This window comes from Streptomyces sp. NPDC101160 (assembly GCF_044768205.1).
Taxonomy (GTDB): Bacteria; Actinomycetota; Actinomycetes; order Streptomycetales; family Streptomycetaceae; genus Streptomyces.
The window spans coordinates 853,593-865,821 of the sequence record NZ_JBIWPJ010000002.1 but is presented as its reverse complement, the minus strand read 5'-3'; the positions used below and the strand labels follow the sequence as shown (position 1 = coordinate 865,821).

10 protein-coding genes are annotated in these 12,229 nt (G+C 72.5%); 5 read left to right on the top strand and 5 right to left on the bottom strand.

Features of this window, described 5'->3' with window-relative positions:
- Positions 1-663: ABC transporter ATP-binding protein (locus ACIRSU_RS09440; RefSeq protein WP_403790174.1), on the top strand; the 663-nt coding region annotated here is incomplete at its 5' end.
- Positions 650-1,549 (top strand): ABC transporter permease, encoded by a 900-nt coding sequence (locus ACIRSU_RS09435; protein WP_403790172.1) that lies wholly within the window; start codon positions 650-652, stop codon positions 1,547-1,549. The genes ACIRSU_RS09440 and ACIRSU_RS09435, both read left to right, overlap by 14 nt.
- Before the next feature lie 103 nt (positions 1,550-1,652).
- Here the strand turns inward: ACIRSU_RS09435 and ACIRSU_RS09430 are convergent, their stop codons facing one another.
- Positions 1,653-2,618 carry a pirin family protein gene (locus ACIRSU_RS09430; RefSeq protein ID WP_403790171.1) on the bottom strand — a complete coding sequence of 322 codons (966 nt, stop codon included), beginning with the start codon at positions 2,616-2,618 and terminating at the stop codon, positions 1,653-1,655.
- Between the two features lie 188 nt (positions 2,619-2,806).
- Between ACIRSU_RS09430 and ACIRSU_RS09425 the strand changes: the two genes are divergently transcribed.
- From ACIRSU_RS09425 to ACIRSU_RS09415, 3 genes are all read left to right on the top strand, one after another.
- The gene (locus tag ACIRSU_RS09425; protein ID WP_403790234.1) at positions 2,807-3,094 is read left to right on the top strand and encodes a tetratricopeptide repeat protein; all 288 of its coding nucleotides are present in this window, start codon (positions 2,807-2,809) and stop codon (positions 3,092-3,094) included.
- Between the two features lie 194 nt (positions 3,095-3,288).
- On the top strand, positions 3,289-3,708 hold the full coding sequence (locus ACIRSU_RS09420) for a DUF6153 family protein (protein WP_403790169.1): 420 nt from the start codon (positions 3,289-3,291) through the stop codon (positions 3,706-3,708).
- Positions 3,709-3,803: 95 nt separating this feature from the next.
- Positions 3,804-4,445 carry a DUF305 domain-containing protein gene (locus ACIRSU_RS09415; RefSeq protein ID WP_403790167.1) on the top strand — a complete coding sequence of 214 codons (642 nt, stop codon included), beginning with the start codon at positions 3,804-3,806 and terminating at the stop codon, positions 4,443-4,445.
- 116 nt (positions 4,446-4,561) lie between these two features.
- Here the strand turns inward: ACIRSU_RS09415 and ACIRSU_RS09410 are convergent, their stop codons facing one another.
- From ACIRSU_RS09410 to ACIRSU_RS09395, 4 genes are all read right to left on the bottom strand, one after another.
- Entirely contained in the window at positions 4,562-8,311 is a 3,750-nt protein-coding gene (locus ACIRSU_RS09410) for a choice-of-anchor D domain-containing protein (RefSeq protein ID WP_403790165.1), read from the bottom strand.
- 181 nt (positions 8,312-8,492) lie between these two features.
- A complete protein-coding gene (locus tag ACIRSU_RS09405; protein ID WP_403790163.1) occupies positions 8,493-8,936 on the bottom strand; it encodes a VOC family protein in 444 nt (147 codons plus the stop codon).
- Positions 8,937-8,996: 60 nt separating this feature from the next.
- Positions 8,997-10,646: an amidohydrolase gene (locus ACIRSU_RS09400; protein WP_403790162.1), complete on the bottom strand. Its 1,650-nt coding sequence runs from the start codon at positions 10,644-10,646 to the stop codon at positions 8,997-8,999.
- Between the two features lie 54 nt (positions 10,647-10,700).
- Positions 10,701-12,146: a purine-cytosine permease family protein gene (locus ACIRSU_RS09395; RefSeq protein WP_403790160.1), complete on the bottom strand. Its 1,446-nt coding sequence runs from the start codon at positions 12,144-12,146 to the stop codon at positions 10,701-10,703.
- Positions 12,147-12,229: the final 83 nt, after the last annotated feature.

Here is a 12,229-nt window from a genome sequence, read left to right as displayed (position 1 = left end):
GATGTCGCCCCCGGCGAGTTCGTCACCCTCCTGGGGGCCTCGGGCTGCGGCAAGTCCACCCTGCTCAACCTGGTCGCCGGGCTCGACCGGCCCTCTGCGGGATCCATCGAGACCCCCGGCGGCCGGCCGGCCCTGATGTTCCAGGAACACGCCCTGTTCCCCTGGCTCAGCGCGGGCAAGAACATCGAACTCGCCCTCAAGCTGCGCGGCGTGCCGAAGGCGGAGCGCCGCCCGGAGGCCGAACGGCTCCTCGACCTCGTCCGGCTCGGCGGCTCGTACGGCAAGCGGGTGCACGAGCTGTCCGGCGGCATGCGCCAGCGCGTCGCCATGGCCCGCGCCCTCGCCCAGGCCAGCGACCTGCTCCTGATGGACGAGCCGTTCGCCGCGCTCGACGCCATCACCCGCGACGTGCTGCACGACGAACTCACCCGCATCTGGCGCGAAACGAAGCTGTCGGTCCTCTTCGTCACCCACAACGTCCGCGAGGCCGTGCGCCTGGCCGAACGTGTCGTCCTGCTCTCCTCCCGCCCCGGCCGCATCGCCCGCGAGTGGACCATCGACATCCCGCAACCGCGCCGCATCGAGGACGCCGACGTCGCCGAACTGTCCCTCGAGATCACCGAACACCTGCGTGGGGAGATCCGCCGCCATGGCCAGCACTGAGACGACCGCGGCCGGCGAACTCGCCAAGGTCGACGACCTCGCGGGTCTGGAGGCCGGGCTCGACGCTCTCGACACGGTGCACATCCGCCGGACCCCGGTGCGCGAGATCCTCCTGAACAAGATCCTGCCACCGTTCCTCGCCGTCGCGCTCGTGGTGGCGGCGTGGCAGCTGCTCGTCGTCCTGAAGGTCGCCGACGAGGGCAAGCTGCCGGCTCCATCCGCTGTCTGGGACAGCCTGTCCGCGATGTGGCTGGAGGGCACGCTCCTCGACGTGCTGTGGACCAGCGTGTCGCGCGCCCTGCTCGGCTTCCTCTTCGCTCTCGCGATCGGCACGCCGCTCGGCCTGCTCGTCGCCCGGGTGGGCGTGATCCGCACCGCGATCGGCCCCATCCTGTCCGGCCTGCAGTCGCTGCCCTCGGTCGCCTGGGTGGCACCCGCGGTCCTGTGGCTCGGCCTCAACGACAGCATGATGTTCGCCGTCATCCTGCTCGGCGCCGTCCCCTCCATCGCCAACGGCCTGGTCGCCGGCGTCGACCAGGTACCACCGCTCTACCTGCGGGCCGGCAAGACGCTCGGCGCCACCGGCCTCAAGGGCGCCTGGCACATCGTCATGCCGGCCGCACTGCCCGGCTACCTCGCCGGCCTCAAGCAGGGCTGGGCATTCTCCTGGCGCTCACTGATGGCCGCCGAGATCATCGCCTCCTCACCCGACCTCGGCCTCGGCCTCGGCCAGCTCCTGGAAAACGGCCGCAACAACTTCGACATGCCGGGCATCTTCCTCGCGATCATCCTGATCCTGCTCGTCGGCGTCGCCATCGACCTGCTGATCTTCAGCCCCCTGGAACGCGCCGTGCTGCGCCGCCGCGGCCTGCTGGTGAAGGGCTGAGCATCCCCTCAGCGCCCGGGGAGCCTCACGGTGCTGTTCACCGACACGGCAGCGGGTCACCTCGTACGCCGGCAGCTCGGGGCGGCCTCGCCAGAAGACCGGATCAGCGCACCCGTCCCCGCGCCTTCAGCTGGGTCGGCGGGACCTCCGGGGCGTCCAGCCGGCCCCCGTCGTACCCCTTCACCTCGCCGAAGCGGTCGCCGGTCATCCAGTCCTCCCTCGCCTTGCGGATCTCCTCGTCCGTGCGGCCGACGAAGTTCCACCACATGACGATCTCCTCCTCGAAGGGCTCGCCGCCCAGGAGCATCAGGCCCGCGTCGGAGACGGCGCGCAGCGGGAGTTCGGTGCGGCCGCAGCCGAGGTAGAGCATCGAGCCGGGCAGCACGGGCACGCCGTCGACGTGTGCCTCGCCGGACATGGCGAGGACCGCGTACTCGAAGTCGGGTTCGAGGGGCAGCCGGGTCTCGGTGCCGGCGGTGAGGGCGAGGTCGGCGCCGACGATCGGGGTGTACGTGGTGCCCGGCGAGGCGGCGCCGTCGAGGTCGCCGAGGATGACGGTGGCGGTGAGGCCGGGGGCCGTGACGTGCGGGAGCTCGGCGTGGTGCTGGAAGTGCGGCTCGACGTGCCGGTGCGCGTCGGGCAGGGCCACCCAGAGCTGGGCGCCGTGCAGATAGCGGGCGTGCGCCTTGGGGCTCTCCTCGGAGTGGGAGATGGCCCGGCCGGAGGTCATCAGGCCGAGTTCGCGCGGGCGGACGGTCTGCAGGCTGCCGGTGGAGTCGCGGTGCAGCACCTCGCCCTCGTGGAGCCAGCTGACGGTCTGCAGGCCCATGTGCGGGTGGGGCGGGACCTGCATGCCGGGTTCGTCGGCGATGTCGTCGGGGCCGTAGTGGTCGACGAAGACCCAGGCGCCGACCATGCGGCGGCCCAGGTTGGGGAGCAGTCGGCGGACCTCGGTGGATTCGCCGAGCTGGACGTGGCGGGGGCTGAGGAGTTCCCGTACCGGTTCGGCGACCACGAAGCCCCGGCCGCCGCAGACCTGGAGGGCGGCCTGGCGATCAAGATTGCTCATGGCGCTCAACCTATTCCTGTCGGGGACGCCGTGGGGCGGGGACCCGCACCACAATATTGGTGGAATGTTCAACCACCATCGGGTGTTGTGACAGCCGTCAGCACGAACGACAGGAGAGACGAGGCCCGGTGAGCGACGAGACCTACTACGAGTTCGGCACGGCAGCCGACCGCTGGGACCGCGCGCAGATGTTCTTCGAGGCGAAGGAGTATCCGACCGCGGCCCGGATCCTGCGCGGCCTGGTCGCCGAGCACCCGGAGCAGACGGCGCAGCGGCTGCTGCTCGCCCGGGCGTACTACCACTCGGCCCAGCTCGGCCGGGCCGAGGAGGAGCTGCGGGTCATCGTGGAGCGCGACCCCGTCGAGCACTACGCCCGGCTGATGCTCGGCCGCACCCTGGAGCGGCAGGGCCGGAGCGAGGAGGCGGCACCGCATCTGCGTCTGGCCGGCGCGATGGTCGGCGACCTTCCGGAGTGACACGACCACCGGCCGCCAGGACCTGAGGAGGAGGCCGGCGGGCGCTCCGCGAACGCGGGGCGCCCGCCGGCCTCCGCGCGTTCACGGGGCGGTCACCCGCCCGCGCATCGCCGACACGCGCCCGATGCGCGGAGGTACCCACCTGGGGTATCCGGTAAGGTCGGCCCGAGAGGAGCGCGGGAGGAGGTCGTAGCGTGCGCACCGGACGAGAGCGGCACACTGGCGCCCTGGCGCGGCTGCTGCTCGTCGTCGTGCTCGCGCTCGGCGTCTTCGTGATGCACTCGGTCGGCCACCCCGACGGCCCGGCCGCCGCCATGGACGGCGGGGCCATGACACACGCGTCCACCCAGGCCCACTCCGAGGACTCCGAGGACTCCGCGCCCTCCTCGCACGCCCCCGGCCACGGCACCGACACCGGCACGGGGATGGACATGACCACGCTCTGCGTGGCCGTCCTCGGCGCCTGGCTGCTCGCCGCGCTCGTCCGCGCCGCCCTCGCCCGCCGCCCCGGCCGCACCGTGCCGCTCCCGGCCCGGCTGCGTCCGGGCCTCGGCCCCCACGCGCCGCCGCCGCGGCCGCCCGACCTCGCCTCGCTGTCGATCCTGCGGATATAGGCCGTACCGCCGTCGGGCGGGCACTTCACGCCGCCCTGCCCGCGAACGCGTACGACCCACCCCAGAACCATCGACACACACGAGGTGTGATCCACATGCGTGCCTTCATGACCTTCGAGAACCGCACCGCCCGCAGGCTCGCCCTGACCGGTGGCGTGGCCGCCGCCGCCTTGCTGCTCGCCGCCTGCGGCGGCTCCGACGGCGATTCCATGGCCGGCATGGACCACGGCGGCAGGGCGACCACGAGCGCGACGGCCTCCGCCGACGGGAGCGAGCAGGGGAACGGCACGTTCAACGACGCCGACGTGATGTTCGCGCAGATGATGATCCCGCACCACGAGCAGGCCCTGGAAATGGCGAAGCTCGCCGGCACCCGCGCCCAGGACCCCGGCATCAGGAAGATCGTCGGGGACATCGAGAAGGCGCAGGACCCGGAGATCCGGAAGATGAGGTCCTGGCTCAAGAGCTGGGGCAGGCCCGAGTCCATGGGCGGCGGCCACAGCATGGGCGGGATGATGACCGACCAGGAGATGAAGGACCTGGCCGCGGCGAAGGGCAAGGCCTTCGACAGGAAGTTCGCCGAGTTGATGATCGCCCACCACGAGGGCGCGGTGTCCATGGCGAAGACGGAGCAGCAGAGCGGAGGCGACCCGGAGGCCAAGCGGGTGGCCGACGACGTGGTGCGGACGCAGACCGCCGAGATCGACCGGTTGAAGCAGATCCTCGCGCGGCTCTGACCCTGACCCGCCCCGTCCGCCGCCGGCGGACTCGGGGCGGCAGGCCGACGGGCGGCGACGGCCGGTGAGGCCGCCGCCGCCCGTATGCGCGTGAGCGCGGTGTCGCCGGGCTGACGTCAGTATCCGATCCGCACCCCGGTGACCGTGTGGTGGTCGGTGCGTCCGCCGGTCGCCCCGCTGAAGCCGACCAGGACGTTCTTGGGCAGGGTCACGGCGACGTCGATGACCCGGGTGCCGTCGACGCTGACCTGGAGGCGGCCCGTACTGGTGACGACGACGTCGACGGTGTGGCTGCCGGAGCGCAGGTTCGGCACGTTGGTGGCCGTGGCCGCGTAGGTGAGGGTGGTGCCGCTGCCGCCGGTGGCCACGGCCACGAAGTTGGCCGAGGGGTCGTTCGCCCCGTTGTCGTACGTGTCGAGGGTGACGGCCACGCCGGGCAGTCCGGCGAAGCCGAGGCTGCCGCCGCTGTTGGCGGACAGCGCCTTCGGGGTGGCCTTGCTCGCGTCGAGGAGCATCATGGTCATCCCGTCGGCGCCGGTGCCGCCGCCGATGGTGGCGGTGAAGCGGGCCTTGAGGTTCGCCGAGGGCACGGCGGTGGCCTGGACGGCCGAACCGCGCTGGTAGGTCTGGAGCGGGGTGAGTTCGAGGCTGGTGCCGGACATCGCGGCGCTGCCGTTGTACGTCCAGCCGTTGGGGCCGGGCGGCGGAACGGCGTACGCGGTGGCGGTGACGGTCGCCTTGCGGACGGCGTGGATGTCGGTCTTGCCGCCGGTCGCGCCGGTGAAGGCGAGGAGTGCGCTGGGCGGGAGCGAGGCCACGCTGGTGCTGAGCCGCTGGGTGCCGTCGACGGAGACGGTGAGGGTCTTGCCGCTCACGGCGACGGTCACGGCGTGGGTGCCGGAGCGCAGGTTGGGGACGTTGGTGGTGGTCGAGGCGTAGGTGAGGCTGGAGCCGCTGCCGCTGGTGGCGATGCCGACGAAGTTGGCCGAGGGGTCGTTGGTGCCGTTGTCGTACGTGTCGAAGGTGACGGCCACGCCGGGCAGTCCGCTGTAGCCGAGCCCGCCGCCGAGGGCGCCGAGCGCGCTCGGGGTGGTCCCGGCCGGGTCCAGGAGGGCGAAGCCGAGGCCGTCGGCACCGGTGCCGCCGCCGATGGCGGTGGTGAAGGTGGCCTTGAGGCCGTCGGTGAGCACGGGCACGGGCCAGACGGCGGTGCCGCGCTGGTTCGGGGTGGCCTGGGTGAGCTGGAGGTCGTTGCCGGAGATCTGGGCGTTGCCGTTGAGCGTCCAGCCGCCGGCGTTGGGGCCGGGGACGGTGACGCCGGTGCCGGCGGCTCCGGTGCCGACGAGGCGCTCGGCGAGGGCGCCCTGGCCGTCGTCGGCGGTGAGTTCGTAGCTCGCGTTCACGGTGCCGACGGAGGTCGGCGCGAAGGTGACGGCCTGGTGGATCACGTCGCCGGGGTTGAGCACCTGTCCCTCACTGAGGGGGGTGCTGACCTGGAAGGGGGCCGCGGGCGCCTTGGCCTTGGTGACGGTGAGGGGGATGTTGCCGCTGTTGCTGATGTCGAAGGTCTTGGTGAGGGACTGACCGACCTTCACGGTGCCGAAGTCGGTCGAGGTCGGGGTGATGGTGAGCTTGGCCTGGCCGGTAACGGCGGTGCCCTTGAGGTCGACGGTCGCGGTGCCGTTCTGGCCGGTGACGGAGAGGCTGCCGGAGTCGGTGCCGTCGCTCGTCGGGGCGTAGGTCACCTGGACGGAGACGGACTGCTGGGGCTGGACGACGGTGCCGTTCGCCGGGAGTCCGGTCGCGGTGAACGGTGCGCCGGGCGGGGCGGACGCGGAGACGGTCTCGGGCCCGGTGCCGGTGTTGGTGAAGGTGATGCCGAGCGACTTGCTCGTGGACGTGGCGACCGTGCCGAAGTCGAGCGAGGCGGGCGAGGCGTACAGGCCGGGCCGGGTGCCGTAACCGGTCAGTCCGACGGCGCTCTCGCCGAGGTCGGTGGCGAGGGTGAGCACCGAGCTGTCGGAACCGGGCGTGGCCGGCGTGAAGGAGACGGGTACGGAGTAGGTGTCGCCGGCGTGCAGGGTACGGGGCAGGCCGCTCGGGCTCGCGGAGAAGGCGCTGCCGGACGGGGTGCTCGCGGAGTTGATGGTGACGTCACGGGTGGCGGTGACGGTGGCCGTGGCGTTTCCGGTGCTGCCGACGGCGACCTTGCCGAAGTCGACGGGGTTGCTGTTGAGAGCGGCGTTGGCGGGGCGGCCGAAGGCGAGGACGTGGCCGTCGCGGGTGCCGACGTAGATCCGTCCGCCGTCGGTGGCGGGGGTGGCGAACTTGGACGCGGTGCCGATCGGCGCGGACCAGCGCAGCTTGAGCGTGCCGTTCACGGGGACGGCGTCGTACGCGCGGAGCTGGCCGTTCGCGCCGTTGGCGCCGTCCGAGTAGATCGACCACACGAGGGCCGAGCCGGAGTTGGTGCCGGTGGAGGTGAGCACGGGCGAGCCGGAGGTGTAGCCGAAGTTCTCGGGGCTGCGGCCGGTGTTGGTCAGCGCGGGCTTCCCGGCGCCGGTGAGGCCGTACTGGAAGGCGCGCAGGGGGCCGCGGGAGCCGACGGTGTAGACGTAGCCGCCCTCGCCGCCGTACACGGCCGGGTGGCCCCAGACCCCCTCGTACGGTCCGAAGGCGCCGAGCACCTTGTCGGTGCCGTTCGGTCCCTGGCTGCGGCCGCCGAGGTCGTCGCGGTCGAGGAGGAAGAGCCGGCCGTCCTTGCCGATCTGGACGAGGAGATGGGGGTGGGCGCTGGTGCCGAAGTAGCTGTCGGGGAGGCCGACGGGGGAGCCTGAGCCGAGGTCGGTGTCGTTGAGGTCGAGCTGGTTGGCGTTGCTCGGGGCGAAGAAGTCCTGGGCGGACATGGTGCCGTCGCTGTTGACACCGAGCCGGACGACGGATTCGGAGAGCTGACCGGGTGGCATCTTGCCGGGGCCGGGCGCGGGGGTGACGCCGTTTCCGGTGGTGAAGAGGATCCGTCCGGCGCCGTCGGAGACCAGGCCGCCGCCGCTGTGCCAGATGCCGGCCTTGCCGTCGGCGGAGGAGTCCTCGGTGGCCCACAGGGTGGTCTTGCGGGTGCTGGTGTTGACGCCGAGGACGTAGCCGACGTAGGGGCCGCGGTCGCAGTGGGAGGCGAAACCGGCGTACACGGAGCCGTTCATGAGGAGCAGCCCAGGGCGCTGGGCGGCGGTGTACGGGTTGAAGGAGCGGCTCGGGTCGTTGGTGGGGGCGCCCGCGACCTTGACCGGCCAGCCGCTGCGTTCGCCGCCGGTGGTGGGGTCGAGGGCGTGCACGTACCAGCTGGGGTGCTGGGTGTCGGCGCCGTCGTCGACCTTGGAGGTGAGGTAGAGGGAGCCGCTCGCCGGGTCGTAGACGGGAGTGGAGGTGACGCCGATGTTGGGGACGAGGTCGCCGCAGTTGATCGTGGAGGCGGGCCAGGGCGCGCCGAGGTTCCTGGTCCAGTTGATCTTGCCGGAGGCCGGGTCGAGCCCGTACACCTTGTTGTTCTCGGTGGCGACGACGAGGGTGCCGTCGACGACGAGGGGCTGGGCGTAGACCTGGCCGTCGACGGTGGTGGAGAACTGCTGGCCGAAGTCGGAGCTGGAGACCTGTGCGGGGGCGAGACCGGGTTCGTTGCGGTCCCAGCCGGTGCGCAGGTTGTCGGTGGAGATGGTGTTCTGATCGGCGGCGGCCCGGTCGTCGGCCGCGGCGCCGGGGGCCGCCTCGGCGGCACCGGCGGTGGCTGCCGAGGGCAACGCACCGCCGGTGCCGAGGATCAGGCACAGCGTCAGGATTCTGGCGAGCGCCCTGCGTCTGCCGGTCATCGTCTCCACCCTCGTGTGCGCGCGTGGGGCGGAGACCGGAGTGTGCCCCGCCCAGGACATGGTGGAGCGAGCCTGCCGTACTCGGCGGGGTCGGCGCACCGAAACGGCGTACTTCACCTGGTCGGGTGGCCGGGAACCCGCTGGACGGGGGTGCCTGCCGCCGCCCGGACGCCCGGCGGCCTCAGCCCCAGGTGCGGGAGCAGAGCACGAGCCGGTAGCCGTCCGGGTCGGCGACGGTGGCTCCGTACTCGTCCCAGTACGGGTTGTGGGACGTCACCCGGGTGCCACCGGCGGCGATCAGACGGTCGATCAGGGTGTCCTCGACCGGCCGGCCGAGATAGACGACGAAGAGGTCGTCGACGGTCGGGGTCGGTACGAGGGGCGGCTCGGCGGCCGGGTCGAGGGTCAGCTCGAAGTGCCAGCCGCCGCCGGCCGGGCCGACCATCAGCAGTTCGTGCTCGCCGGGGGCGGGGTCGGCCTTGCGCCACAGCACGTCGAGGCCGAGGCCGTCGACGTAGAACCGCTCGGCGGCGGCGAGGTCCCGGGAGGGACGGGCCACGCGGACATGGGTGGTGGCGTCGATCACCCGGGGACCTCCCGGCTCGGTGGGGGCATGTTCCGTCATGACGTCGACCTTACGATCTTGGAACCGGGCCCCACCACCCCGGGTGCGTCAGTGGCTCTTTTACGCGGTGTGCACCACCTCGCCGCCGACCACGACCGTCTCGGCGACCGTGCCCGGAATGGCGTCGGGCTCGACGCGCAGGATGTCGCGGGAGAGCACGACGAAGTCGGCGAGCTTGCCGACGGTGAGCGAACCCCGTTCGTGCTCCAGGAAGTTGGCGCGGGCGGAGCCCATCGTGTAGCCCTCGACGGCGGTGGTGACGTCGATGGTCTCCTCGGCGGTCCAGGCCGCGCCGCCGCCGGGCGGGCGGCGCGTGACGGCGGCGTGGATGCCGATCATGGGGTCCATCTCGGCCACGTTCCAGTCGCTGGACAGCGCGAGCAGGGCCCCGGCCCGGTGCAGACTCCGCAGCGGCCACGCCTTGTGCCAGCGCTCGGGGCCGATGTTCTCGGCCCAGTCCTGGCCGGGGCCCGCGATGTCGGGGGCGGCGTGCCGGGGCTGCATGCAGGCGGTGACGCCGAGGGCGGCGAAGCGCGGGGTGTCGGCCGGGTCGAGGCATTCGACGTGGACGATCTGGTGGCGGGCGTCGCGCGGCCCGTTGACGGCGCGGGCCCGTTCGACGGCGTCCAGGACGGTGCGGATGCCCCGGTCGCCGGTGGCGTGCACGAAGCACTGGAAGCCGCGGGCGTCGAGGCGGGTGAGCAGCTCGGCGAACTCCTCGGGCGGGTAGAAGGTGTCGCCGCGGTGGTGGCCGCAGCCCGCGTACGGTTCGAGGAGGGCGGCGGTGCGGGGTTCGACGACGTCGTCGATGTAGAGCTTGAGCGGGCCGACGCGCAGCCGGTCGTCGGCGAACTCCTGGGCCGCCGCGGCGAATTCGTCCAGGTCGGCGTCGGTGGTGCCGCGCGGGTGGAAGAGCGCGGCGACGATCCGTGAGCGCAGCCGGCCCTCGGCACGGGCGCGCCGGAAGAGGGCGAGGTCGTCGAGGGAGTTCTGGGGCTCGACGACGGTGGTGATGCCATAGCCGACGGCGTCGTCGAGGCTCTTGGCGAGCCGCCCGTACTGGCGGTCGGCCGAGGCCCACGGCACGCCGAGCTCGCGCAGTGCGCGGTGGCCGTCGCGCGAGAGGCCCTTGACGGCGAAGTCCTTGACGAATCCGGTGGGTTCGCCGGTGGCCGGGTCGGTGACGGCGGTGCCGAAGGGCAGGTCGGTACGGTCCGCGCGGACGTCGAGACGGCGCAGGGCGGCCGTGTTGAGCCAGGCCGTGTGGACGTCGTACGAGAGCACGAGGGCCGGCGTGTCGCCGGTGACCGGGTCCAGGTCGGCGGCGGTGGGCATCCGGCCGCCGGGGATCGCGGAGTAGTCGAACGCCTCGGCCTCGATCCAGCGGGCGTCGGGGTGGGCGGTGCGCCAGGCGCGGATCCGGGCGTGGATCTCGTGGAGGTCGCGGGCGCCGGCGAGCTGGACGCAGGCGTCGTCGGAGCCGAGTCGGACGTGGTTGTGGGCGTCGACGAAGCCGGGCAGGACGAGCCTGCCGCCGGCGTCGATGACCCGGGTGCCGGGTCCGGCCCAGGCTCCGGCCGCGGCGTCGGCGTCGGATCCGATCCAGACGATCCGTCCGTCACGGACGGCGAGCGCCTCGGCCTCGGGCAGGGCCGGGTCGACGGTGTGGATGCGGGCGTGGATGAGGAGGAGGTCGGCGGGGTGGTTCACGGGGCTGCTTCTCCAGTGCTGCGGGTGGGGCCGGGGTGAGGAGGCGACGGGGGTTCAGGGGGTGGTGACGGGGCGGACGGTGCGGCGGGCGAGGGGGACATACACGGCGGCGGAGACGGCGGCGCCGAGGAGGGAGAGGTCGGCGCCGCCGAGCGGGGCGACGAGCGGTCCGGTCCACAGTTCGGAGTCGCAGGTGAGGGCCGCGAAGGTCATCCCGGCGAGCAGGGCGGCGGTGCCGGCCGGATGCCAGCCGGACCGGTACCAGTAGGGGCCGTGCCCGTGCGCGTGCAGCGCCTCGGCGTCGTAGCGGCAGCGGCGCAGCACCATGTCGGCGAGGAAGACGCCGCCCCACGGGGCGAACACGATGATCAGGAGGGAGAGGAAGGAGAGCAGCGAAGTGGTGAAGTCGGCGAGGAACAGGGCGCCGAGGGAACCGGCGGCGGTGACGGCGGCGCTGATCAGGATCGCGCGGGCGCGGCTCCACGGGATGCCGAGGACCTGGAGGTTCAGGCTGGAGGAGTAGAGCGTGATGATCGAGTTGGTGACCGAACCGCCGAGGACGAGCGCGAGGAACAGCGGCTGGAACCAGCCCGGCAGCAGTCCCTCCGTACCGGCGACGGCGTCGGTCATGTCGGCCTGGGTGGCGGCGGCGGCTCCGGCGATGCCGAGGGCCACGGACGAGACCAGTCCGCCGAGGCCGCCGCTCCAGGTGAGCGCCTTGAGGCTGGTGGTGCGCGGCAGGTAGCGGGTGTAGTCGGCGGGCATCGGTACGTACGAGAAGGGGCCGGCCAGCATCACGACGAGAGCCATGCTCCAGCCGGAGGCGCCGGGCGCGGCGGCGGGGGCGGTGGTGTCGGCGCCCGGCAGGACGAGGACGAGCAGCGCGGCGAAGCCGACGGCGAGGACGTAGGCCATCCAGCGCTCGGCCCACTGGACGGTGGCGTGGCCCCAGAGGGCGACGGCGAAGGTCAGCGCGAGGGTGACGGCGAGGGCGAAGGCGCGCGGCAGGTGGCCGCCGCGCCAGCCGAGGTCGGCGAGGAACGCTTCGAGCGCGAGGGTGCCGACCACGGTGTTGACGATGGTGTAACCGATGCTGACGACCCAGTTGAGCAGTCCGGCGGGCCAGTTGCCGCGGACGCCGAAGGCGGCGCGGGAGATGACGAGGGTGGCGGTGCCGGTGCGGACGCCGCTGAGCCCGGCGGCGCTGATGACGAAGAAGGAGAGCCCGCCGAGCACCACGGCGAGGGTGGCCTGCCAGAAGGACAGGCCGAAGGCGACGGCGAGGGCGCCGTTGATGACGTAGGTGAAGGTCAGGTTCGAGCCGAACCACAGCCAGAAGAGGTCCTTGGCGCCACCGTGGCGTTCGGCGTCGGGGATGGGGTCGATGCCATGGCCCTCGACCTGGAAGACCTCGTCGCGGCCCGCCGGGCCGGCGGTGTCCGCTCTGGCCACCGTGCCGGCTGAGTCGGCCGCGTCGGGCGTCGTCTCGTGTCCGGGCATACCGCACCCCTCTCGTTCCTTGAATAGCGTTCTAAGTTCTTGAACGTCATTCAAGATGTGGGAGAGGTTCCGGCCGCGTCAAG